At 38.5% G+C, this 25,561-nt stretch carries 22 protein-coding genes and 2 rRNA genes; 1 reads left to right on the top strand and 23 read right to left on the bottom strand.

Annotated elements, in window-relative coordinates; translation table 11 throughout:
• Together FDK13_RS34425 and pruA are read right to left on the bottom strand one after the other, a co-directional pair.
• Window positions 1–292: ribosomal RNA gene (locus FDK13_RS34425) — 16S ribosomal RNA — on the bottom strand; the annotation flags it as partial.
• Window positions 293–549: 257 nt separating this feature from the next.
• Entirely contained in the window at window positions 550–2,181 is a 1,632-nt protein-coding gene (gene pruA, locus FDK13_RS34420) for an L-glutamate gamma-semialdehyde dehydrogenase (protein WP_137344550.1), read from the bottom strand.
• 275 nt (window positions 2,182–2,456) lie between these two features.
• Between pruA and thrC the strand changes: the two genes are divergently transcribed.
• Window positions 2,457–3,767 (top strand): threonine synthase, encoded by a 1,311-nt coding sequence (thrC, locus tag FDK13_RS34415; RefSeq protein ID WP_137344549.1) that lies wholly within the window; start codon window positions 2,457–2,459, stop codon window positions 3,765–3,767.
• A 137-nt stretch (window positions 3,768–3,904) separates the two neighbouring features.
• Here thrC and FDK13_RS34410 read toward each other — a convergent pair whose 3' ends face one another.
• From FDK13_RS34410 to rrf, 21 genes are all read right to left on the bottom strand, one after another.
• On the bottom strand, window positions 3,905–5,722 hold the full coding sequence (locus FDK13_RS34410; protein ID WP_137344548.1) for a tetratricopeptide repeat protein: 1,818 nt from the start codon (window positions 5,720–5,722) through the stop codon (window positions 3,905–3,907).
• A gap of 434 nt (window positions 5,723–6,156) precedes the next feature.
• Window positions 6,157–7,770, bottom strand: coding sequence for an Ig-like domain-containing domain (locus FDK13_RS34405; protein WP_229216337.1), 1,614 nt, complete (start codon window positions 7,768–7,770; stop codon window positions 6,157–6,159).
• Between the two features lie 66 nt (window positions 7,771–7,836).
• Window positions 7,837–8,739, bottom strand: a complete 903-nt coding sequence (locus tag FDK13_RS34400) for a class I SAM-dependent methyltransferase (RefSeq protein ID WP_137344547.1) — start codon at window positions 8,737–8,739, stop codon at window positions 7,837–7,839.
• A complete protein-coding gene (gene mnmG, locus FDK13_RS34395; RefSeq protein WP_137344546.1) occupies window positions 8,740–10,602 on the bottom strand; it encodes a tRNA uridine-5-carboxymethylaminomethyl(34) synthesis enzyme MnmG in 1,863 nt (620 codons plus the stop codon).
• Window positions 10,603–10,676: 74 nt separating this feature from the next.
• The gene (ybeY, locus tag FDK13_RS34390) at window positions 10,677–11,090 is read right to left on the bottom strand and encodes an rRNA maturation RNase YbeY (protein WP_137344545.1); all 414 of its coding nucleotides are present in this window, start codon (window positions 11,088–11,090) and stop codon (window positions 10,677–10,679) included.
• A 207-nt stretch (window positions 11,091–11,297) separates the two neighbouring features.
• A complete protein-coding gene (locus FDK13_RS34385; protein ID WP_137344551.1) occupies window positions 11,298–14,618 on the bottom strand; it encodes a DUF4175 family protein in 3,321 nt (1,106 codons plus the stop codon).
• 269 nt (window positions 14,619–14,887) lie between these two features.
• A complete protein-coding gene (trpA, locus tag FDK13_RS34380; protein WP_137344544.1) occupies window positions 14,888–15,688 on the bottom strand; it encodes a tryptophan synthase subunit alpha in 801 nt (266 codons plus the stop codon).
• The gene (locus FDK13_RS34375) at window positions 15,688–16,080 is read right to left on the bottom strand and encodes a Dabb family protein (RefSeq protein ID WP_137344543.1); all 393 of its coding nucleotides are present in this window, start codon (window positions 16,078–16,080) and stop codon (window positions 15,688–15,690) included. The genes trpA and FDK13_RS34375 overlap by 1 nt, the downstream gene beginning before the upstream one ends.
• A gap of 62 nt (window positions 16,081–16,142) precedes the next feature.
• Complete coding sequence (locus FDK13_RS34370; RefSeq protein WP_137344542.1) at window positions 16,143–16,799, bottom strand: dual OB domain-containing protein; 657 nt, start codon at window positions 16,797–16,799, stop codon at window positions 16,143–16,145.
• Between the two features lie 10 nt (window positions 16,800–16,809).
• Window positions 16,810–17,250, bottom strand: a complete 441-nt coding sequence (locus tag FDK13_RS34365; protein WP_137344541.1) for a DUF488 domain-containing protein — start codon at window positions 17,248–17,250, stop codon at window positions 16,810–16,812.
• Complete coding sequence (locus FDK13_RS34360; protein ID WP_137344540.1) at window positions 17,247–17,876, bottom strand: DUF488 domain-containing protein; 630 nt, start codon at window positions 17,874–17,876, stop codon at window positions 17,247–17,249. The genes FDK13_RS34365 and FDK13_RS34360 overlap by 4 nt, the downstream gene beginning before the upstream one ends.
• Before the next feature lie 59 nt (window positions 17,877–17,935).
• The gene (locus FDK13_RS34355) at window positions 17,936–18,136 is read right to left on the bottom strand and encodes a hypothetical protein (protein ID WP_137344539.1); all 201 of its coding nucleotides are present in this window, start codon (window positions 18,134–18,136) and stop codon (window positions 17,936–17,938) included.
• A 76-nt stretch (window positions 18,137–18,212) separates the two neighbouring features.
• The gene (trpB, locus tag FDK13_RS34350) at window positions 18,213–19,412 is read right to left on the bottom strand and encodes a tryptophan synthase subunit beta (RefSeq protein WP_137344538.1); all 1,200 of its coding nucleotides are present in this window, start codon (window positions 19,410–19,412) and stop codon (window positions 18,213–18,215) included.
• Window positions 19,413–19,415: 3 nt separating this feature from the next.
• Window positions 19,416–20,066: a phosphoribosylanthranilate isomerase gene (locus FDK13_RS34345; protein ID WP_137344537.1), complete on the bottom strand. Its 651-nt coding sequence runs from the start codon at window positions 20,064–20,066 to the stop codon at window positions 19,416–19,418.
• Window positions 20,063–20,881: an indole-3-glycerol phosphate synthase TrpC gene (gene trpC, locus FDK13_RS34340; protein ID WP_137344536.1), complete on the bottom strand. Its 819-nt coding sequence runs from the start codon at window positions 20,879–20,881 to the stop codon at window positions 20,063–20,065. The genes FDK13_RS34345 and trpC overlap by 4 nt, the downstream gene beginning before the upstream one ends.
• Window positions 20,881–21,471 carry a Uma2 family endonuclease gene (locus FDK13_RS34335; protein ID WP_137344535.1) on the bottom strand — a complete coding sequence of 197 codons (591 nt, stop codon included), beginning with the start codon at window positions 21,469–21,471 and terminating at the stop codon, window positions 20,881–20,883. The genes trpC and FDK13_RS34335 overlap by 1 nt, the downstream gene beginning before the upstream one ends.
• Window positions 21,468–22,457 (bottom strand): anthranilate phosphoribosyltransferase, encoded by a 990-nt coding sequence (trpD, locus tag FDK13_RS34330; RefSeq protein ID WP_137344534.1) that lies wholly within the window; start codon window positions 22,455–22,457, stop codon window positions 21,468–21,470. The genes FDK13_RS34335 and trpD overlap by 4 nt, the downstream gene beginning before the upstream one ends.
• A gap of 61 nt (window positions 22,458–22,518) precedes the next feature.
• Entirely contained in the window at window positions 22,519–23,085 is a 567-nt protein-coding gene (locus FDK13_RS34325; protein WP_137344533.1) for an anthranilate synthase component II, read from the bottom strand.
• 50 nt (window positions 23,086–23,135) lie between these two features.
• On the bottom strand, window positions 23,136–23,525 hold the full coding sequence (locus FDK13_RS34320) for a tautomerase family protein (RefSeq protein ID WP_137344532.1): 390 nt from the start codon (window positions 23,523–23,525) through the stop codon (window positions 23,136–23,138).
• Between the two features lie 21 nt (window positions 23,526–23,546).
• Window positions 23,547–24,968 (bottom strand): anthranilate synthase component I family protein, encoded by a 1,422-nt coding sequence (locus FDK13_RS34315; protein WP_137344531.1) that lies wholly within the window; start codon window positions 24,966–24,968, stop codon window positions 23,547–23,549.
• 302 nt (window positions 24,969–25,270) lie between these two features.
• A 5S ribosomal RNA gene (gene rrf / locus FDK13_RS34310) occupies window positions 25,271–25,382 on the bottom strand.
• Window positions 25,383–25,561: the final 179 nt, after the last annotated feature.

Genomic DNA, 25,561 nt, shown 5'->3' with positions numbered 1-25,561 from the left:
GATCAACCTCTCAGCTCCCCTATCGATCGTTGCCTTGGTAGGCCGTTACCCTGCCAACTAGCTAATCGAACGCATGCCCATCTTCAACCAATAAATCTTTAACAAAACAAGCCAGGAGACTCATATGTATTATGCGGTATTAATCCGGGTTTCCCCGGGCTATCCCCCAGTTGAAGGTAGGTTGCATACGCGTTACGCACCCGTACGACGGTGACATTGCTGCCCCCTCGCCTTGCATGTATTAAGCCTGCCGCTAGCGTTCATCCTGAGCCAGGATCAAACTCTCCATTGTAAATTTTGTTTTGTGGTAATTCCGAAAAATTCCACCTTATCTTCTTAAACGAGTTTTTCTTACTCTTTTAGTTTATCTCATCATGTCAAAGAACAGTACCAATCAAACTTTCACTCTCACTTTTCGTTTCCGCTGTCTGCGATTGGGATTGCAAAGGTAGAAAAAATATTTCTTGCTGCAAGTAGTCAGCAAGAAATATTTTACTTTTTTTGAAAGTTCTTTAAGTATTCAAACTATTCAAAAAAATTATCCAATTATTACTCCAAAAGGAAGGGATATTTGTAGTTTTCAGGTGAAACTAATGTCTCTTTAATTACTCGTGGGGAAACCCAGCGAAGCAAGTTTAACACAGATCCTGCCTTATCATTCGTACCGGAAGCACGCGCCCCACCAAATGGCTGCTGACCTACTACTGCCCCGGTCGGCTTGTCATTGATATAAAAATTACCCGCCGCATTAACCAAATGTTCTGTCGCATACTGAATCGCATAACGATCCTGAGCAAACACAGCACCTGTTAGTGCATAAGGAGAAGTGGAATCTACAATTGGAATAATTTCTTCGAATTTATCCGCATCATATATATAGACAGTTAAAACAGGCCCGAATATCTCTTCGCACATCGTCACATAATCCGGCTTTGAGGCCTTAATAATCGTTGGCTGGACAAAATATCCTTTACTTTTATCAACAGTTCCTCCTACAACAATTTCAGCATCGTCCGGATTATTTTTTACACCCTCTATATAGGAAGCGATTTTATCAAAAGATTTTTCATCAATCACTGCATTGACAAAATTCGAAAAGTCTTCAACTCCTCCCATTTTGATTTCAGCCAGATCTGCCAGCATATATCCTTTTACCTCATCCCATAAATTAGAAGGAATGTAAGCGCGGGAAGCAGCTGAACATTTTTGTCCCTGGTACTCAAATGCACCGCGAATCAATCCTGTTGCCAAAGCTTTAGCATTTGCGGACTTATGAGCCAATACAAAATCTTTACCTCCCGTTTCTCCAACAATCCTCGGGAATGTCTTATAACTTCCAATATTTTCACCGATCTCTTTCCAAATTGTCTGGAAAACTTTAGTACTACCTGTAAAATGAATTCCCGCAAAATCCGCATGTTTGAAAACAATATCTCCCGCCACTGGACCATCAGCTAAAATCATATTAATAACACCATCCGGAAGACCGGCAGCCTTGAATACCTTCATAATCACATTAGCTGCGTAAACCTGTGTAAATGCAGGTTTCCAAAGCACAACATTACCCATTAGTGCAGGAGCCGCCGGAAGATTTCCAGCGATTGCCGTAAAATTGAAAGGCGTAATAGCAAAAATAAATCCTTCCAATGGACGATATTCCATACGATTCCATACACCATCCGAAGAAACCGGCTGCTGTTTATATATATCTGTAAGAAAATTTACATTCAAACGAAGAAAATCAATGATCTCACAGGCCGAATCTATTTCTGCCTGGTAAGCGTTCTTCGACTGTCCTAACATCGTCGCTGCATTTAATTCTGCACGGTAAGGTCCGGCAATTAAATCTGCAGCTTTCAGAAAAATGGCAGCACGTTGTTCCCAATGCATAACTGCCCACGTCTTCCTGGCTTCCAACGCTGAATCAATAGCTTTTTTTACATCTTCTGTATTTCCTTCATGAAAATATCCCAGTATATGCTGATGATCATGAGGTGGAGAAACCCTCTTTTTGTTTTGCGAAAATACTTCTTCACCTCCTATATACTGAGGAATCTCAACCAGTTTTGACCTGGCTTCTTCCAACGCCTTTTTCAATTCGCTTCTCTCCGGGCTTCCCGGAGCATAACTTTTAACAGGCTCGTTTCTTAGAGCCGGAACATTAAAAAGTCCTTGTGACATCTATTATATTAATTTGAAAATGAATCAATTATGGTAAAAAATATATTGTAAAAATAAACTTTTCACACCTGTTATATTCTTATGTTTAATAATAATCCTTTTTAGCTCACGTAGGTTCAAAAAGAGTAAAACTACCTTTATAAAGTTGTTAAAATAATACTTGTTTTAACAATGCAAGTTATATACATTTCTTAAAATTACACATCCAAAATATCTGATACGCAGGTATTTTAACTAAATTTGTACTTTTCCAGTGCGACCTTATTTTTTATATAATGATATTTTATAGTACCAAAACTGCTTCATTAAAAGCATCTCTTGAAGAAGCCGTATTTAGAAGTTTGCCGCCAGACAACGGTCTTTATATGCCTGAAAGTATTCCAAAAATGTCACAGGAATTTTTAGATATAATCGAAAACAAGTCATTTAAAGAAATTGCTGTTGAAATAACAAATACGCTTTTAGGTGATGATATTTCCCGCAAAGACATTGAAAAATTAATAGAAGATTCCTATAACTTCGATGCTCCCGTTCTAAAAATAACGGCGGACGATTATGTTTTAGAGCTTTTTCACGGTCCTTCTATGGCATTTAAAGACTTTGGCGCGCGCTTCATGGCAGCACTAATGTCTTATTTTTTAGTAAAATCAAAAAAAGAAATTCAAATTCTTGTAGCTACCTCCGGAGATACAGGCGGAGCAGTTGCACAAGGATTTTATAAAGTACCAGGAATTTCGGTGACTATTCTATATCCTAGCGGTAAAGTAAGCGAGATTCAAGAAAAACAACTTACAACGCTTGGGCATAATGTTACAGCGTTAGAAGTTGACGGAACTTTCGACGATTGTCAAAAATTGGTAAAAGAAGCGTTTTTAGATACTGAATTGACGGAGAAATTTAACTTAGCCTCAGCTAATTCCATAAATATAGCACGTCTTATCCCACAATCCTTTTATTTTTTCGCTGCCTATGCTCAGCTTAAAAAACTTGGTAAGCCATTGGTTTTTTCAGTCCCGAGCGGAAACTTTGGAAATTTAAGTGCAGGACTTCTGGCATATCGTATGGGTTTACCCGTTGAACATTTTATCGCCTCCACAAATTTGAACAATTCAGTTCCAAGATATCTGGAAGAAGGAACGTTTGAACCACACCCATCGATTGAAACAATTTCCAACGCTATGGATGTAGGTAACCCAAGCAACTTCGTAAGAATGATTCGTTTTTTTGGTGATGACTGGAATTTGGTAAAAGAAAAAATTTCAGGCTATTTTTTCAATGATGAAGAAACACAAGAATCGATGCGTGAAGTTTTTTCAAATAACAATTATGTTCTTTGTCCTCATACCGCAATAGCATATCGCGGACTTGAAGAATATAGAAAAAATTCTGGCGGAAATTTTACCGGAGTTTTTCTTTCAACAGCTCATCCTGCCAAATTTATTGATCTTGTTGAAGAAACATTGGGAAAACCAGTTGAAATTCCGGAAAGGTTAAAATTACTTCTTTCTATTGAAAAAAAGTCGATCAAATTAAAACCGGTATATTCCGACTTTAAAGAACTATTGTTTAGTAAGTTAAGTCAATAATATTAGATCAATAACCGTCTTAGATTTTCGTAAACGGATTGAACTGAACAGTGGTTCGCAAATATTTAATTCTAAAAAGGAAGAGCGAAGCTAAAATTAGCCTCGCTCTTCCTTTTTCTATCCTACCTCCAAATTTTCTAATTTACAACGTCACCTCTCAGCAATCGAAACCGTTTTCGCGATTCGGCCACAAAAATACTTCCCGGGTATTTTTCCATTAATTCCTGATACAACTTCATTGCTTCATCTTTGTTATTCAATTTTTCCTGGTCAAGTTTTGCCATCGCAAATAAAGCGTCATCACCAAGGATGTCTACACTGTATTTTGAATAAAGCAATTTCAAAGTTATCATCGCTTGCTGGTTACTATCCAGTTTCATGTAAGTTTTTGCAGTAAGCCAAAGAATTTCATCCGACAAGCTGTGCTGTTTGTATCTTCCATACAAAACTTTTAACGAATCAATCGCTTCATATTTTTTATTTTGAAATAATAAAAGCTCAACGGCTGAGTATTGTTTCATTGCCGTTTCGGTACTATCCAGCCCGGTATTATCCATAATCAACAATCCGAGTTCATTGGCATCATTCGCAATTTCACGGGAAGTGGCTTTTTTCAAAATATCCAGTACCTCTTTGGCCAGCGCAAAATCACCTTTGTAATAGTGTAATTTTGCATTGCGAAGTTTTGCTTCATAACCCAGCTGATCATCCTTTTGGGATTTTTCAACCTGAGAATAAAGTAAAGAAGCTTCCCAAGGCTCGCCTTGCAATAAATAAATATCGCCAAGATCAAGCTTACATTTATCTACAAACATTTTATCCAGCTTTCCGCCTTCAATAGCCATTTGCATGATCTCAATTGCCTTTTTAAAATCATCAAGATAAAAAGCGTTCAAGGTAGCCATGTTACGCAAAGCCTCAACTGTCCGGGCGTTTATACCAAGTTCGTCCACCAGCTGCTGGTATTGAGCCAATAATTTCTGAACCTCAGCACGCTGAACAGGGTATGTGTTTTTAACCTGTTCTTCTCTCGAAAAAATCGCCATACGACGTGCAACCGGGTAGATCTGCCCTTTTGGATATTCCTTTACAAGATGATCGAATATCGCCGCTGCATTAACGTAGTCATCATTCTGTAGTGCCAGCATCGCAAGATTATAAAGACGACTGCCATTATACTTGAATCTTTTATCCAGGGCACGCTCCTGAATGAAAGCTTTATAAAAATCTTTTTTCTGAATTTGATACCAGATCAGCAGCTCATTGTAAAAACCTTCGTTCGGAAACTTTTGAATTTTGTCATACAATACTTTTTCCAATAGTGCCTGCTCCTTTTCGTCTCTGGTAAAATCCTGGAGCATATTCTGGACCACCTCTATATTCTGATATCTTGTACCATATGACAAAAGTTCATCGATCATATTTTCAGGCTCGTTAAGATCCCGATAAACACTTGCCATTTCCAACTGAAACAGATCGCTTCGTTTGGAAACTTCTCTTCCGCTTAGCAAAGCATTTTTAGCCCATACCGGCTGGCTCATACTTCTGAATTCGTCGGCCATATCTCGCTTCAGATCAATTCTTAAGCCTGAAACGGCGATTGCCTGTTCATTTTTCTTTACAGCTTCCTGAGGCTTTCCCTGCGCCTCTAAGAGGGTTCCCCAATAGATATAATACCAGGCGGAATTAAAACCATCGTTTTTGATTTGCTTTTTAAAGAATTGCTCCGCCTCATTCCAGCTTTTCGTTTTGATGATACAGCTGGTGTAATTCTTAAGGTATCCTTTTTCAAAACCCGTCTTTAATAGCGCCGTATAAAAGGTCAGAGCTTTCGGACAATCATCCTTCTTAAAATACTCCTCAGCCATCTCTTTTTCACTCTGCGCCCGGGCAGCCGTCCCCGCCGCGCCGGAAATTAATATGTAGATAAATAACCACCTTAAACCCTTTTTCATAATAGATAAAAAAATTTCTTTTTTAATTATTATCATTCTTTAGCACTGTGGATATGTAGATAAAGATGTTTTCCACTATAGATTAACATACTTATCCACAAATTGTGGATAAGTATTAAGGTTTATCCACTGGAGTTTTAATTATTATCAACATTTAAGTAGTTGAATTACAATATAGGAAAATATTTATAGACATTGGAATGTGAATAACTGATATCGATAGCTACATTTAGTTATTCACATTGTCTACAGTGTATTAACGTACTGTTAACTTCATTTTAGATGTGGATTATACACTGGAGAATAAATTTTCGCTTTTTATCCACACGAAATAGCTGTTATCCACATAATTGTTAACAAATTTTCGGTATTTACCCACAGAAATTTAGAGATATCAACACAGTTATCCACATAAAGTGTATAAGAAAATTTTGCTACTTCAATGTTGATAAGTCGAGATTGGTATCATTGATCTCAAAGTTGGCTTTGATGAGAATTTTCTGAGGGTAATAGAGAATTTTTTCAGGCTGTTTGTTCTTAATGACATTGCCTGTATCCCATCTCCTGTTTTTATTATTATCCAGAATGATTCTCAGAAAATAATTTCCTTGTGGAATATGCCGGAAAGTATATGGCGAGCTGTAAAGAGATTGAAAGATTTTATATTGTTCGTCCACGAGCTCGACGATGTAGGATAGAGTATCGGAGTGAAGTACTGATCCGGAGAGCACACCAAATTCGTCTTCGTTTAAAACGGGGTATTTTATCAGCATTTTTGCAAGGGTATCACCCTCAACACTGATTATACTGCCTTTGGGAAAGTCCCATTTGATGGTATCTTTAGCCGTTGATTTGCCCGTTATTTTAAGATTATTATGGTATTTATTCCAGGACAAACTCAGATTAGCAAGAGGTTCTCTGGTTAAACTATCGCTGATTAATTGAATTTTTTTATCGTCCAGAAAGCTTACAGGTTTGTTCCATTGTAGTTCATAGGTAAAATTCCTGCTTAGCGGCTTGTTTTGAGCAGGTATGGTGGTCATGCCAAATGGATCTTTTTGTCTGTCTTTTCCTCTCTGCTGCTGGAAGGTTATTTTGATAGTATCCTGAGCTGAAACTCCTAATGAATCAGTAATGGTCATTCGAATTAAGGTTGTGTCAGGATGTGGCTGTACATTGAAGAATTTGAGCTGAAGATTGTTTTCCAGAATGTAAGGAAGTGTGTCTTTATTCATAAAAACGACATCCGCCGTTTCTATGCCTTTGTTAAAAACGACTGTGTAATTATTAACTTTTGGAATGGTTCTCTGCACACGAAATAGGGAGTTGTCGGAGAGGAATAATCCCAGCGAATAGTTTAAAGAATCGGAACCGGCATTGACAGGATTATTAATAAAACCTACTCTTTCATCTTTTGTGTTATAGAGCATGTTACGATTTTTGTCGTCCATAGCAATTAATTTGTACGGCCTTATTTGCGTATTTTCTATCGAAAATCGCCCACTGCTGTCTGTTCTTGAGAAGTAAAACGGCTTTTGTTTTGCTATATTTAGCGTGTCACTAATATTGTATAAACCTACCAGAGCATCAAAAATTGGTTTGTTGGAACGCAAGTCTTTTATGGTTCCGTAAATGCGTCCTGAGTCCAGGGATCCTCCCGTGCTGAATACAAGTTTTAGATTTTTTGCCGGATTTTTCTCTGCATAATCTTTAATAGCGTCTCCAAAATTGAGTGTGTATGTGGTGCTGTCAACAAACTTTTTCTTGAAGTTAAGCTCAACGGATTCCCCTTTTTGTTTGAAGCTATAAGGATTATCGGCCTCAGGCGTGATGATTAATTTTTGGGTAATATTATCGATTACGACATACTCGTCGAAGAAGAGGGTAATCTTATTTCCTTTAAAATTAATGGTCCTGTTAGGGGGATCACTGGATAGAAGAGTGGGTGGAATAATGTCCTTTTTCCCTCCTGTCGGAGCTACCTGCTGTGCACATTTTGCGAAAATCACAAGACAAATTACAGCCAGAAAATATTTCTTCAGCATCATAAATATGTTAAGTAAAAACCCTCAATATGCTTTACGATATTGAGGGTTTCAGGGTTTTTGAATGGGTTAAATTTTTGAAATTACATAGATCAAACTGGACGTATTCAGGCTCTTTGAATCGCTGGAATTACCTTTTATATTGGACATAATTCCGGTTTTAAAACTGTCAAACAAATTTGTTTTTCCTTCCTTATATTTTGTGCTAAGCATACTCACATAAAATGAATCAAACCACATTGGATGAATAGTATCGATCTTGAAATTGTGGTTTTTCATGAGTAATGCCATTGAATCTTTTGTGAAATGATAAAGATGCCTGGGTACGTCATAAGCCGCCCAGAACTTGCTATAATTAGCCGCATCCTGTGACTGTGGATTGGGTACAGCAATGATTATTTTGCCATTGGGAGCAAGATGATCTGTTAGCCAGGCGATGGTTTCATTCAGTAAATGCACATGTTCCAAAACATGCCACATCGTTATTATGTCATACCTGGCAGTTAAAAATTCGGGTGCATTAATTGTTTCATAGATTGTTTCCCCTACTCTTTTTCCTGCTACTTTTCGTGCTTCCGGATCTGGTTCTGTGCCGGATATTTTCCATCCTGCTTCTTTAGTCGCCTGCAAAAAATTACCGGTTCCACATCCAATATCCAGTAAATTTCCCTGCTTTGGATAAAGCTGATTAATGAGTTTTATCTTCTGTAAGATGGTATAATTTCTCACAGAAGTATAGACCCTGCTCATTACGTCATTGGCCTCGTCATGATGTGAAATGTAATCCTGAGACTGATAATACGCTCCTATTTCTTCCACATCGGGGCGTGGATTTGTAAAGAGAAAGTAGCAGGAATTACACTGTTGTATGGTGAATTCCTTTTTCGAAACTGTATAATCTTCAACGTTTAAATAATTGTTGAAGCTGGTATTGTTACAAACCGGGCAATTTTTTAAAATTTCCAAAAGCATTTATCTTCCAATAAAGAGCATGAGTACTGAGATATCTGAGGGACTTACGCCACTTATTCTTGAAGCCTGGCCAATGGTTGATGGCCTGGTACGTTTAAGTTTCTCGCGTCCTTCGAAAGACAAAGATGTAACGCCATCGTAGTTAAAGTTTTCAATTATACCAAGGTCTTCCAGGCGGTTCATTTTATCTACGAGCAGCTTTTCCTTTTCAATATAGCTGTCGTATTTGACATGAATTTCTGCTTGCTTAATTGTGTCCTCTCCATACTTTTCAAGCAATGATGCAATCAATGGACTTGCCTCTGCGATTTTATCTATGTTTAGTTGAGGTCGTTTTAGAAGCTGTGTTACAGAAGTTTTTTCCCTGATTTGAGCAGAGCCAACTTCTTCCAGTTTTTCATTGATCTCTTCCGGATATAATTTGTGCGAGTTGAATTCAGTTATAATCTCTTCAACCTGTTGAATCTTTTTTCGAACATTATCCAGTCTTTCCTGATCGGCCAATCCTATGTCAAAACCTTTTTCGGTAAGACGAATATCTGCATTATCCTGACGAAGAAGCGTGCGATATTCGGCACGGGAAGTGAACATTCTGTAAGGTTCTTCTGTGCCTTTATTTATTAGATCGTCGATTAAAACACCAATGTATGCTTCTGATCTTTTCAGTACGAAGGGCTCTAGATTATGAACATTTCTATGCGCATTAATCCCGGCGATTAAACCTTGACAGGCTGCCTCTTCATATCCTGTGGTGCCATTAATTTGTCCGGCAAAAAAGAGATTTTTCACACGGTGCGTTTCTAGCGTTGATTTTAATTGTGTCGGTGGGAAGTAATCATACTCGATCGCATATCCCGGACGGAACATTTTTACATTTTCAAATCCAGGGATTTTTTTCAATGCAGCGTATTGTACGTCTTCTGGTAAAGAAGTCGAGAAACCATTTACATAGACCTCAACAGTATCCCATCCTTCGGGTTCTACGAAAATCTGATGACGGTCTTTATCTGCGAAACGATTGATTTTATCTTCCACGGATGGACAGTAACGGGGGCCAAGTCCTTTGATCCTTCCTGAGAACATTGGGGATTTTTCAAATCCTGTTCTCAGAATTTCGTGAACTTCGTTATTTGTGTAAGTGATCCAGCAGCTTCTTTGCTTCGTTAATTTTTTGGTGTCTTTGTATGAAAATTTGGATGGGTTTTCATCGCCTGGCTGCTCTTCCATCTTTGTGTAGTCCAGTGAACGTCCGTCAACTCTTGGTGGAGTTCCGGTTTTCATTCTTCCGGATTCGAAACCCAAAGTTTTCAATTGCTCCGTAATTCCGGTAGCAGCTTTTTCTCCTGTTCTTCCTCCGCCAAAGTTTTTTTCTCCGATATGGATTAGGCCATTCAAAAATGTTCCGTTGGTCAACACAACCGACTTGGATTTTATTTCAATTCCCAGGCTGGTTGTTACACCGCAGACTTTGTCGCCGTCTAGTAAAATTCCTTTAACAGTATCTTGCCAAAAATCTACATTCTGATTATTTTCTAAAACACTTCTCCATTCAAGAGCGAACATCATCCGGTCGCTCTGACATCTTGGGCTCCACATGGCAGGTCCCTTTGATAAGTTAAGCATCCGAAACTGAATCATGGTTTTATCACTCACAATTCCTGACTGTCCGCCAAGTGCATCAATTTCCCTAACGATCTGTCCTTTGGCCACACCGCCCATGGCCGGGTTACACGACATTTGAGCGATGGTATGCATATTCATTGTAATGAGCAAAACTGAAGAACCCATGGTTGCAGCGGAAGCTGCCGCTTCACAACCAGCGTGTCCCGCACCTACTACTATTACATCATATTCCTGAAACATAATTTTAGTTTTTCTCTTATTTGGTGTGAAACAGAAATTTTAAAATTTCTCAAATGTTCCACGTGGAAATATTTTTAAAAAAGAAGAAGACACTCATCTTCCTTTGCACGCATTTGCAATTTCAATTCCTCACTCGTATCTGTGTAATCCATTAAGTGTAAGAGACCATGAATCAATACTCTGCGCATTTCTACCTCAAAGTCTGCGCCAAAAGTCTCAGCATTTTCCTTTACCCGATCAACACTGACATAAATATCGCTCTCAATTTTTCCTTCTTCCTCACTATTATCAAACGTAATAATGTCCGTATAATAATCATGATCGAGATACTGTTTATTGATTTCTAACAGATAATCATCAGTACAAAAAATGTAATTCAAAGAAATTATATTATAACCCTCTGATTCAGAGATCGTTTTAATCCATTTCGAGGTTTTTTGAGGAAAAGGGAGTTTGAAATCAATCTCTTCCGAGAAAAATTTAAGCATACTATTATTCAGAATCGATTGTATATTAACTAGTTATAAAAATTGTCACTCAGAGTCGATTTAATAACCTGAAAACAAATTTGTTGTAAAGGTAGTAAGTATCTAAATACGATTTGTTTAAGTGCCTGTTTCGTGCTGTATTTAACCTATTTTAAGAGTTGTAAAAGCTCTGAAAATAGACTGAATAATAACACAGCGAATGATTAATCAGTTCTTTGACTGATATTTACGGAAGTAATTATCGACTTCTCTTTTGTAAAAAGGCGAAAAAGTCGGCGGTATTGTGCGCAGTAATTCTGTCTGTTTTTCTTTTTCCTGAACATATTTTTCAAATGCAGCAGGGGGATTCCGGGGCAATTGTTTCGCCGTTTGTGCCTTACGCTGTTCGTCTTCGTCCTGTTCTTTCATCGCTTTTTCAGATTCCAGCAAACGCGTAGTAATTTCTTTATTCCGTTTCATCAGTTCCGGAGTTACACGTTTGTTAACGAGATCCGTTTCAGTCTCATCCATTTTTTCAATAATATCCTGAAGCTCAGTTCCCAGTGCTTTTCCGGCTTCTGTGCCTTTTTGCTGATCTTTAAGAGCCTGAACCATTTTACGGATCATCGCCTGCTGTGCCGCCATTCTGGCCAGTTGCTCGGATGAATTTCCCTGCCCCTCTTTTCCTTGTCCCAGTTGTTTAATCTGTCCGTTCAGTTTTTCCTGCATTTCACCCATACCAGGCTGCTCGCCTTTTTTTCCTTTCTTGCCTTTTCCTTCACCTGGCATAGCCATCGCCATTTGCTGTTGCATCTGTTTAAAAACGTCGCTAAGCATCAAAGCCAGATTGTTCATGGAAGTCATAGCAAATTGTTGTTTGGAAGTCGCTACACTTAAATTACGGTCACGAATGCTTTTCACACTTTCGTCCATATACATTTTCATATCATTCAGCTCACGTGTAATGAACGACTGAATTTGTACAACACGATTTGCCAAAGCATACAAACTATCCTCAACCACTTTTGCATCATCTTTTAATTTTAGCTGTTGCTGACCAAGTTTTATAAACCGTGGATCCTGCAAATTTACACCCCGGAAATCTTTCATCAGTTTTTCCTGATCAAAAGATAAAGTGATCAGATTTTCAAGAATATCACGCATCGCATCCATATCTTCCTGCATCTTTTCCATTTCCGCTGCTTCCATAGCATCAGACATTGCCTTTGACATATTTCGCATGGACTTAGCTGCCTTTTTCTGGGCTTCTGAGGCCTTGGAATTTTGCTGCTTACTCAGTTTATCTTTACTCTCATTCATCTGCTCAGAAGCGCTTTTTTGCTCCTCTTCTTTTGAATCGATTTGCTTTTCCAGTTCTTTGCTTAGCTCTTCAATTTCTTTGGTATCCTCTTTTGCTTTCTCGAAATCTTCCTGAATCTTTTCCTGCTCTTTTTTCAGGTCTTCGTTCTTGCCTTTTTTGTCTTCTGAATTTTTGTTCTTATCGTTTTCCTGCGATTTTTCTGAAAGTTTGTCTTCCTTATCAGCAAGATTATCAAGCTTGTTGACGAGCTTTTCCATTTTCTGCTCCATCTGCATCTGCTTGAAAAGCTTCATGGTACGTTCCAGTTCTTTTTCAAGGTTATGCTCCTTATTTTTCAATTTTTCCATCGTGCTCGACATCCGTTCACTTTTCTTTTGTTCGAGCAATTTTTGTAATTCCTTGTATAATTTATCGGTATCGTTGTCCATCAAATCTTTCATCAACTTTTCAAGCTGATCCATTTTTTGCTGAAGCTCCGGACTTTTCTGATCAAATTGTTTCGACTTCTCATTCGTGCTTTGATTTTTTTCCTGAAGAGACTGCAATTCTTTCATCAGTTCTTCACGCTTTTTCAAAACATCTTCTATCTGTTTCTTTTCTTTGAAGTCAAGTTCTTTGTTACTCTTCAAACGTTCGTCCAGCGCGGTCAGATCTTTTTCAAGACTTTGCGCTTTTTTCATTGCAGATTCAATTTGATTTTCCGTTTCCTGCTCTGATTTCTTGATGTCGGCTTCCAGCTGATCTTTCGATGGAACGGTAAACTGAATGGATCTTGAACGGGCACTTTTTGCACCATTCACGCCGTCATTATCCCAAACCTGGGCATAGTATTCAATTTTATCTCCGGGAGCGAGTTTAAGACTATCTACGTACCATTGGAAATAGAAACTTTGTGTATTTACCGTTTTGTTAAATGGAATTGGAATACTTTTCGGAGCAGATCCTTTTTTATCGTTTTCACGCTGGATGGAATAGAATAATTTCAGTTGTGAAAATCCGTAATCGTCATTGATCGAACCACCTAAAACCAGATAATTGAACAGCGTTGTATCCTGGAAATTCTCTATGGAAAGTACCGGGAATTTGTCAGGAATGACATTGATATAATATCCGATTTTATCAGAATTTACAGCCTCGTCATTTTTAAGCTGAATTTGATATTGCGCAGATTTACGTACGGAACGTTTTACAACCTGAAATCCTTCATCCTCTTTTTCCACGGCTTTGTATAAAAGAGAATCATTTTCAAAGCGTATGCCAAGTGATTTTGTAGAAGAAGTATTGAAGTTCCACTCTATGGTTGTGCCTTCGGGAATGGATAAATTTCCTACATTACTGAGTCCTTCGGAAGGTTTGTTCAGATAAGCCGGATAGTGAAGATTAACATCAAAGGAAAGTAAAGAAGGACGTTCTATAACATCAATTTTATAATCATCTGAAATGAAACCAGCAGCTTCAAATGAAAATGCAATTTCCCGCTGAATATTTTTAAATACAGACGAATAATGCTGATTTCCTTCCTGTGTCAATTTAAACCTGCTGCCATTTTGAACCAGATAAACGTCCTGAGGCAAAGCTTCTCCTTTTAACGTCAGCTTTAAAGTAAAATCTTCATTTCTGAAAGCTTTTAAATTTTTGTTTTCAAGTTGAAATGAAAAAGGCGCGTAGGTATAATTTTTCCTGAAATGAATAATCCGTTCAGAACTTGATGTAAAAAATGACGGATTAAAAAGCAAAATCACGCCGATAGCGGCTAACGGATAAATAGCATATTTGATACGTTTTTTATTTTCATTAAAACGTATGGCGTCTGTAAATTTTACAATTAAAAGCTGACCTGATTTTTGCTGAATACTGGCTTCAATAAGATCTGATTGACTTCCGGAAAGATTTTTAAGCTGAAGTGTATTGAGCAATTTATCTCCTACTTCCGGAAAATACTGTCCGATTTGCAAAGCTGCATCTTCATCCGATATCGGTTTTTTAAGACCCAAAAGGTGAATGAGCGGCTGAATAACCCATTGGAAAAAAGAGAATAGCAGAACCGCCAGAAATCCAAAAAACAGCGTACCACGCACGCCTGAACTGAACCGTCCGAAATATTCAAGCGTGTTGAACAACAAATATACAGTCAAAAGCAAAGCTGCTGAAAAGATAATTCCTTTCAAAAGTTTATTCTGATAGTACTTCTGCCGATATTCCTGAATACGAAGGAGAAGACCTTCCATTACTGGTGTAAAAGCCGCCATATAGTTGAGAATCTAATGATTACTATGGTAACGATTTTACAAAGTAAAAAGTACTCATTTCCCCGCTGACCATAGAGCGGACTAATATATATATTTTAATGGAGTTTTTCAAGAAGGCGATTGTCTGATATTGATTTGACAACGCGTGAAATAGCGACTTTTTTGAAGGAGATTCTAAATTGAAAAATGCTAACAATCAGCGAAAAGCCAATTATTAGCATTTTTATCAATTAAATATAAATGACTTGTCAGGCGTCCAGCGCAACAGGCTCAGGATTTTTAATATCCCTCACGAAATTGCGAACGTCATTTTCAAGATCTTTGGTTTCTTGTAAAACCCTGATAAATGCGCTTCCGATAATGGCACCGTTCGCATAATCACAGGCTTTCAGGTAGGTTGCGTTATCTTTAATCCCGAAGCCGATCAGACGTGGATTACGTAAATTCATCGCATTGATCCGGTTGAAATAAGATTCCATATCCGTGCTCACACCGCTTTTCGAGCCTGTAACGCTGGCCGATGAAACAGTATAAATAAATCCATCACTAGCAGTATCGATCTGGCGGATGCGCGCTTCTGATGTCTGCGGCGTTACCAGGAAAATGTTCAAAATTCCATACGCATCAAACGTTGATTTGTATTCGTTCAAATAAACATCCATGGGCATATCCGGTAAAATAAGTCCGTCAACACCGACTTCAGAACATTTTTTACAGAAGTTTTCTATTCCAAATTGTAATACCGGATTGATATAACCCATCAATAAAATCGGGAGCGAAATTGTCGACCGAATTCCTTCAAGCTGCTCAAAAAGTACCCGGACAGTCATGCCATTTTCCAACGCCTTATCGTTGCTTTTTTGAATGGTCTCGCCATCTGCAACGGGATCTGAATAGGGCATTCCGATTTCTACTAAATCAGCACCACCTTCCTGTAAAGCTTTCAAAACTTTCGTTGTATCGTTCAAAGCTGGAAATCCGGCGGTGAAATAGACATTCAAAAGTCCTTCGTCAGGTTTTGTTTTAAAAAGATTTGTTATTCTATTCATTATTCTTGTGTCCAGTAATCAATCACTAAAACCTTGTCCAGGTGCGGTTCCAAAACTTTTACAAAAGCTTTGTGTTCAGGATGAGGAAGGTAAGCTGCACGTCCTTCTTCGCTATCAAAAGAAACAAAGAAGATATGTGTGAAGCCTTGGTTAAGTCCTTCCGGGCTATTATTTGTTCCCCATTCAAAACCTTTTACTTCTTTAACTTTTGAAGGAAGTTTGCGAAAAGCATCTTCAACTTCTTTTACTTGTGCCGGTGTGGCGGTGTCCTTAAATTTAAATAATACGGCGTGACGAAGCATTTTTTTAGGAGCTGTTTTATTATCAGAATTTGCATAAGCGATGGTTCCAAAAAGAAGAAAACCAACCAGGAACAGAGAGATGTATTTCATTATGAACAGGTTTATTATTTAGGTTTTATAAAAGTTAAGCAATTTAAAATTAATTATTTGAATTAGAATGGGGCTGGAATAATTCCGGCAACAAGCTTATAATGCAAGTCTTTGTAGTTTATACCTATTGAAACACATAAATATAAACTTTTAACGATGCGTAAAATCCTGGGATTGTTTCTGTAAAGCTTTAAAAATTCAGGATCTGTTACCGGAAAGTCATATACCGTTTCGTTATGTGAAAACTGCAAACGGACCTTTTTTTTATCCGGATTTTCAATGTCTATCTTTTCAATTACTCCAAATTTACTGACGTTTATAAGAATCAGGGAATGAGTCAAAAGCGCAGCTTCGTCCACAGAAAGTGCTTTTGCCCAATTGCTAAATATATAATAGTGATTGTCACATAAGGTACTTAGCTTATCACGCTCAAATCTACCGACAACTTTTAAAACCTCATCTTTAAAGAAAACATTTTCTGACTGATAGGATAGTTTTGATGGAAATCCGGTTAATTCTATCTCGATAATATCCAGCAGTGTTATATGCGTAACCCAATGGGTGTATACTTTTCCATGTTGGGTTTTACAAATCGGGCGTATCCATTTCGGGCCATTTATTTCAATGAGCGGCTCATTGTTATTGTTTAGCTGAATGCCTGCCAGGCACCTTCCCCCTTCTTTGATAGAATTGGCTAAACAGACAAAACGAATTGTCATTTAACCTGAATCAGATCAAATGTGTTATTTGGATATCATTTCTTACCTGCTGCAAATATTCAGCGAGTAACCTTCGATGGCATTTCTCAGGTTTGTGTTCGCTGCACAACAGGCAATTTTTATGAAGTTTTTCGATGTTTATTTTTTGAGCAATTTTCCGGGTGTCGAGTAAATTCAGGTATTCAATTTCGTATTCCGGCCAGGTTAGTTTTTTAGTTCGGTAAAGAGATAAAAGCTCTTTTGCTGGCGCAAAATCGATGTTATGCTCGTAGAAAATATTGACAAGTTCTCCTGAAAAATATTTAAGATCGGTTCCTTTTGCGAAACCTGACAATTGGGAAACATTATTTATCCGGGTATCAACAAGTCGCGTAACGCCAGAATCCTTCAACATGGTGAAGAATGTTTCTGCTGATTTTTTGGTAAAACCAATGGTGTATAGCTGAATCATAAATTTTCTTCTGTGTTGTGTGTGTACGGAGAAAATGCAATCTCCTGGTTTTTTAAACGATACGCGGCCTTGATCTGATCCTGAATAGTTACATCGGGTTCAAAAAAAGTAGGAACTGGTAATTTCTTATAAAACTTTTTGAAAAGAGCGTTTTCCAACTGGGCATTAGTAGCCAGGGATTTGTCTTTCAGAATATGATTTATTTCAAATCCTGCATTGGACAAAGCAACAGAAACCATTGAAAAGCGGTGACAATCAAGTGGTTCTGCTTCGGAGCACATGAGGGAAATAATAAACCCTTTGTCCAAACCCTGAATCAGTCTTTGTACGCCTTCTTTGAAAGAATCTGAATTTCTTACTTTCTCAAAATCGACTTTCCCGTTTTCGTCCAGTAATTCAGGTTCCGTATGCCTTGCCCCGAATTCCTTTGAAAAATGAAGATATTGTATGCCGTTTTTATTCAAAAAAGCGGCGAGAGGTTCCTTGTTGTACTGAGGATTATAAGCACTTGCCGCAACGCTTCTGACGTCGATGAGGCAAGTGATTTTATATTCTCTTAGTAATTCAAGGAAATAGTCCGGTGGATGGCTCGAATGGCCAACAGTGAATAGCGTGCGTGTGTTCATTGACAATCGATGGTAATGATTAGAATACTATCATGATTGCGTTGAGTATTAAGAATTATTTATGCTGAGCAGTTAAGGCATTCACCTTCGTCACTGAATTTCAGACGATCAAACTCGCCTAATTGTTCTTTTAATTCAAGGATTTCATCTTCAATTTCACATCTTTCAAACAGAGATAATTCTCCGGAATTTACTTTGCCTTCCAGCTCCTGAACTTTCAGGCGCATTTCAAAAACTTCTGGTAATGCCAGTGTAGCCATTTTGACAATGTTTAAAGTAGATATTAATACGATAAAATTATAACAGAAGAGACTAATCGCTAAAAGCCAACTGCCCTTAGTCAATATATTTCATATAAGTTGCCATGTCCTTATCCCCTCTTCCGGAAAGATTAACAACGACAGTTTCATTTAAACCAGCACCCAAACGGCCTAAAACCGCCAGTGCATGGGATGATTCCAGCGCAGGAATGATTCCCTCCATACGGGTAAGTTCAAAGGCAGCCTGAACAGCTTCCTCGTCTGTCGCGGATAAGAAAGTACCTCTGCCGCTATCATAAAGATAAGCATGTTGAGGACCTATGCCCGGATAATCTAAACCTGCGGAAATGGAATAAGGTTCCACAACCTGGCCGTCTGTTGTCTGCATTAAAATGGTACGGCTGCCGTGTAAAACGCCAGGCGTTCCCAAAGCTGTTGTTGCCGCAGAATGACCGCTCGTTAAACCTTGTCCAGCCGCTTCAACGGCTACAAGTTTAACGTCCAAATCATCAAGGTAATTATAAAAAGCCCCGGCTGCGTTACTTCCTCCGCCTACGCAGGCTACTACGTAATCAGGATTCTGTTTTCCGGTTTGCTCTTTCAACTGCCATTTTATTTCCTGAGAAATAATAGACTGAAAACGCGCAACCATATCCGGATAGGGATGAGGACCCACAACAGAACCGATGATATAATGCGTGTCAACCGGATTATTGATCCAGTGACGCATCGCTTCATTCGTTGCATCTTTCAACGTTTTTGATCCGCAGGTTGCAGCTCTCACTTCCGCTCCCAACATTTTCATACGGGCAACATTCGGAGCCTGACGTTCTATGTCAAGTTCCCCCATATACACGATGCACTCAATATCCATCAGGGCACAAACTGTGGCAGTAGCCACACCATGCTGTCCGGCACCTGTTTCAGCCACTACACGCTGTTTTCCAAGACGTTTGGCAAGAAGTATTTGTCCAACAGTATTGTTAACTTTATGAGCACCGGTATGGCACAGATCTTCTCTCTTTAAAAAGATATTGGTTTTATATTTTTCAGAAAGACGGTTAGCACGGTATAAAGGTGTCGGGCGACCGACATAATTTTTTAACAAATCATTATACTCTTTCTGAAAAGAAGGTTCTGCAATAATCTGTAAATAATTATTACGCAATTCTTCCACATTTGGATAAAGCATTTCAGGAATAAATGCACCTCCGAAAGTCCCATAATAACCCTGGCTATTGGCCTGGTAGGATTTTTTTTCTACTACTGCTTCCATAATTTATGCTTGCGCTTCCTCTCCTTTTTTTACTCTGACTTTATCAAAAAGTTCTTTCAGCTTTGAAATGTCTTTAACGCCTGGTTCTGTTTCAAACATGCTGTTTACATCAATTCCGTAAATAGGCATAGTTTTTGACAAAGCGATCACTTCATCTATATTCTCTAATCCAACGCCTCCACTCAAAAAGAAGGGCTTTTCATTGTCGTATTTTCTAAGCAGGTTCCAGTCAAATGTTTTGCCATTGCCACCCGGAGCGTCTCCTTTTGTATCAAACAAAAACATATCGCAAAACGATTTGTAATTGTTCAGCATGGCAAAATTAAACTGATCATGAATGGAGAATGCCTTGATAATATTTACCCCCTTTTGACGAATGCTGCGACACATATCCGGCAACTCGTTTCCATGCAGCTGGGCATATTGCAGGTCGTATTTTTTAACGGTGTCAAGAATATATCCCGGACTGGCATTTACAAAAACACCCACCTTTTTAATCGTATTGGGAATATTTTTTACAAAAGCCGGATCAAGATCATTACCTACAAACCGAGGCGATTTTTCCGAGAAAATAAAGCCTATGAAATTAGGTTGTAATTCAATCAATTCTTCAATATTGCCCTGCTGGCGCATTCCACAAACTTTTACTTTCATACAACGTGAGGGTTTCTGTTACTAATTTGGGATAAATTATTTTGCAGATCCGCCAGTGCGGCTCCCGGATTTGCTGTTTTCATGAATGTTTCGCCGATTAAAAAACCTTTGTATCCATGATTATATAAATGTAAAATCGTTTCTGCATCGCTCAGCCCGCTCTCTGATATCTTGACAAAAGAACCGGGAATTTGTTCGCTTAATTCAATTGATGTTTCGATCGATGTTTCAAAAGTTTTAAGATTCCTGTTATTGACGCCAACGATGTCAATATGGTCACACAAACTTTGTGCCAATTCTTCTGAATTGTGAACTTCTAACAGTACTTCAAGTCCAAGATCATGCGCTTTCTTACTAAGCGATTCCACTTCTGATGGTTCCAGACATGCAGCAATTAAAAGAATAATATCTGCTCCGATTGATTTTGCTTCAAAAAGCTGGTATTCATCCACGATGAAATCCTTACGAAGCATCGGGATATTTGGATTTGCCTTACGCGCTCTCAGAAAATCATCAAAAGAACCGCCGAAAAAGTCAGTATCAGTTAAAACGGATAATGCAGCAGCGCCGGCAGCAACATAATCTGCTGTTACTATTTCTGGTAAAACATCACCATTAATAATTCCTTTTGAAGGCGATTTACGCTTGAATTCTGATATAATTTTTGGTGTTGCAGCAATTTTTAAAGCATCAGAAAGCGAAACAGAAGTACGTGAAAACAACGCTTCTTTTTCGAGATCAGAAATACTTTTTGTCCTTTTTGACGCTTCTACTTCAACCAGTTTACGCGCAACAATTTTTTCTAATATATTCATCAGTCTTTAAAAATATCGGCAACACTTAATTCAAAATCGGGGAAAATATGACTTGTGATAACATCTGCCGTTGTGAACGGGTGTAATCCAATATATTTTCCTTCCTCGTTTAATATATATACAAAAATGGTTTCAGTAGTTGGTTCAGCGATCCAGTATTCCTTCACCCCATTTTCCTGGTAAACTTCAAATTTGTTTTTCATTTCCACCTGAGAATTACCCGGGGAAAGAATTTCAATAACCCAGTCAGGTGCACCAATGCAGCCCTTGTCGTCCAGTTTGGCAGAATCACAGATTATACAAATATCTGGCTGTACTACTGTATAAATTTTGTTTGTGTTATCACTTTTTCTCGGGGTTAGACGAACATCAAATGGTGCAGCATAAACCTGACAGGCTTTGTTATTAAGAAAGCTGTAAAGTTCACCCTGGAAAACACTTGAAATCCGTTGGTGCCTCCTGGCTGGTGCCGGTGACATTTTAAATATTTTTCCTTTGATCAACTCCACACGTTCTTCAAACTGCCATTTTAAATAATCGGCATAGCTGTATGTTTCATTCAAATCGAGTTGATCCAGGCTTGTTATCATATCGCTACTAATTTCTTAAAACTGTTCAACGCTTTTTTACTTTCAAGAGATTCACGGGCCGTTGCTACTGCGTCTAACAATGATAATTTTGGATTAGCACAATGTAATGCCAATGCAGAATTAGCCAGCACAGCCTGTTTTTGGGCGGAGGTAGCTTCATCATTCAATACGTTCATGAAAATTTTAGCAGAGGCTTCGACAGTCTCTCCACCGGAAAGTTCAGAGGCGCGCAATGTATCCAGCCCTAAGTGAGAGGGAGTCAGAACTTGCTCTGTATGAGCTGTTATGATTTTAAATGCACCTGTTAATGACACTTCATCGTAACCGTCTAAGGCGTGAACAATCAGAAACTGTTTATCAGTCTGTTGGTAAAGATAAGCAAAAAGTCGTGCTAATTCAAGACTAAAAACACCAACCAACTGCTTTCCTGGTGAGGCAGGATTTACCATTGGGCCGAGCATATTGAAGAATGTTTTTATACCTAATTCTTTACGAACAGGCGCCACATTTTTCATGGCCGGATGAAACAAAGGGGCATGAAGAAAACAAACTCCTGATTTACTTATCTGACGTTCCAGAATGGATTTATCATTTGTAAACTTTGCTCCCAAAAATTCAAGAATCGTAGAAGAGCCACACAGAGAAGAAACCCCGTGGTTGCCATGTTTAGCCACATTCTGGCCTGCTCCTGCTATCACGAAGCAGGAAAGTGTTGAAATATTAAAAGTGTCTTTTCCGTCCCCACCGGTTCCACAGACATCAATAGGATCAAAAGCGGAAAGATCAACCCGTAAGCATAATTCCAGCATCGCATCACGGAAACCTTCCAGTTCTTCCACGGTAATACTGCGCATGGCGTAAATGGTAAGAAAAGAAGCTATTTCTGAATTGGTATATCTACCCGTACTAATCCCAATCAATACTTCCTTAGCCTGATCTTTACTTAAAACTTTGTACTCAAATAACTGTCCAAGAATATTTTTCATGATATCAAATCCGTCGAGGCGCTGAGCCTTTGTATTCTTTTAATAATTAAAACGATGAAAATTATATATTTAACCAGTTTTGCAGCATGGCTTTTCCGTGATCCGTAAGAACAGATTCGGGATGGAACTGAACACCTTTCACATCGTATTTTTTGTGTGAAAGCGCCATAACCCTACCCTCTTCGTCCAGTGCTGTAATCGTTAAATCATCAGTAATAGTTTCAGGCATTACTGTCCAGGAATGATATCTGCCGACTTGTATTTCAGAAGGCAGACCAAGAAAAATACGTTCGGTGGGATCCGTGACGATGGCTTTATCACTAATACCGTGTAAAACGTCCTTCATATTTTCAAGCGTGGCGCCATACACTTCACCGATAGCCTGATGGCCGAGGCAAATTCCTAAAATGCTTTTGGTTGGACCGTATTCACGAATTAAATCCTGCATGATACCAGCTTCGGAAGGAATTCCGGGACCTGGAGAAAGTAAGATTTTGTCATAATTTGCGACTCCTTCCAGTGTGATCTTATCGTTCCGGAATATATCTACCTCACCATGAAGTTCGCGCAGAATATAGACCAGATTGTAAGTGAAAGAATCGTAATTATCTAAAACAAGTATTTTCATCTGAATGGAATATGAATAGTAGATGTAAAGTTTGGGTTGTTAAATGCTGATTAAACTGAAACCTTATAATTAAGCATGAGTTCATCAGCAGGTTTGCCCCGGATACCCCAATTGTATAGAGGTGTTTCTGTTAAAGTAATTTCAATATCGTTTGGAGAAATGTTTAATTCATTTTCAAACCGATCAAAGATTAGTTGGTACAGATATTTTTTGGATGTTATGGTTCGTCCCTCAAACAGTGAAATCTCAATAATTGTATATTGATTACTACGACCTTCGGGATAGAAAAAATCTTCCGGATCGAGATAGAAAAAGCGGTGTGCCCGTTTATTTTCTGGATATTTAAAGGCATCAACAACACAGGAATGTAAGGTGTCAGAAACCTTATTTCGTATAGGAGTTAAATGTTCTTTTAAGCCATAAATTTTGATTTGTCCCATAAATCCTGATGGTTGAAGCTGTTAAATTTCTTCCGCAACTACAATTGCTTTACGTAACGCAGCCAGCTTGCTATTAATTTCCTGCAACTCGCTTTCTACGTTTGACTTAGCCACAACGCCCATTCCGGCGCGATAAAAGAGCGTATTGTCTTTGCTTAGGAAAGTGCGAATGGCGATAGCGTGATTAAAATCTCCATTAAAATCCATAAACCCGATGGCACCGCCGTATATGCTGCGATTGCTTGTTTCCATCTGATCGATAAGTTTCATTGCATTATGTTTTGGCGCTCCTGATAGCGTTCCGGCCGGGAATGTATCTGCAACCAATTGTAAAGGATTTACACCTTCATTCATCTTTCCTACAACTTTTGAAACCAGGTGAATGACGTGAGAATAGTATTGAACTTCTTTGTAATTGGTGACTTTTACGGCATCACAGCTACGACTTAAATCGTTTCTGGCCAGATCGACTAACATAACATGTTCAGCGGTTTCTTTCGGGTCGTTAAGTAATTGTTGTGCAGCTTCTGCATCAGCCTGATCATCTCCGGTTCTGCGGAATGTACCGGCTATCGGATGAATTTCTGCCTGGCCATTTTTAATAAATATTTGTTTCTCAGGAGATGAACCAAAGATTTTATAACTGCCGTAATCGAAATAAAATAAATAAGGAGATGGATTTATTGAGCGTAAAGCACGATAAACATTAAATTCATCGCCTTGGAAATCTCTGCTGAAACGGCGGGAAGGTACAATCTGAAAAACATCTCCACGTAGACAATGATCTATACCTTTTTGAATAACACCTCTCATTTCATCATCCGTGACGTTTGAAGTTTCTTCTGATGTGATCTGAAAGTCGTATTTAGGAAAATTTCTGTTTTTGATTAAAACTTCAATTTGTTCCAAACCGCTTTCCTCATTTGTTTCACCATATTGATGTTCAAAAATGTATAGCTCATTTTTGAAGTGATTAATAGCAATCACGTAGCGGTAAACCTGATAGAATATCTGGTCAATTTCAGTTTCCGGGCTTGTAGGTTGAATTTCGATATCTTCGAAATAGGTTACTGCGTCATAAGTCATATGACCAAAAAGGCCATTGCTTATAAATGGAAAACCGCTTTTTTGTGAAATAAAGCTTTGGGCGTAGCCATATAGCGCTTGTACGGCATCTTTACGTTTGGCTAGTGTAAATGTCTCGCTGGTGCCGTCCGGATATTTTTGGGTAACGATATCGTTGTTTAGTTTAAAAGAAGAAACCGGATCACAGCAGATGTAAGTAAATGAGTTTTCGTTACCGTGATAATCCGAGCTTTCGAGTAGAATTGTATTAACAAAACGATCCCGGAGCTTCAGATAAATTGAAACAGGTGTTAGCGTATCTGCCAGCAATTTTTTATGCCGGGTGGTGATAGAATAACTTTTGGTTAAGGACGTCATATTGGTTTTTTATAGGGTGTAACAACAAAAAAGCGGCCCGCTGTCAGATGAACAGCGAGCCGCTTGGAAAGTATATTTTTATCTTATACTACACAATAGCGCTTACTCGTCCATCTTGTTAAGACGTGCACGCCACCACCATGTAATATTTGAAGTAATTGTCATATTTGATTTGCGACAGATTTAAGTCTCTGCAAAGATATTAAAAAGGAAATGAGTCCTGCAATAGTTACATAAAATAAAATTTTGCAGGGCACAAAAAAAATCCCATCTCTTTTGAAGATGGGATTTGTATAATAGTATTGTGGCGGCTACCTACTTTACCAGGTTTGACCCAAGTATCATCGGCGGTTCCGGGCTTAACTTCTCTGTTCGGGATGGGAAGAGGTGAACACCGGGCCAATAGCCACCAACAAGATTTTCTGTTGATTTGTGGTATGAGAAGAGTTGAAGCGAGTGTCGCCCCAGACCGTTCCAATAGCCACCAACAAGCTCTTTGTGAGTGTACAATGTTTGAATGATTGAATGATAGAGTTTTGAATGGTGGCTGCCGATGCAGTCATTCATTTATTCACTCATTCAAAATTCACTCA

It is taken from the genome of Dyadobacter frigoris (genome assembly GCF_005280585.1).
Classification (GTDB): domain Bacteria; phylum Bacteroidota; class Bacteroidia; order Cytophagales; family Spirosomataceae; genus Dyadobacter; species Dyadobacter frigoris.
The sequence above is the reverse complement of the archived record's forward strand: the minus strand, read 5'-3'. Positions and strand labels throughout refer to the sequence as shown.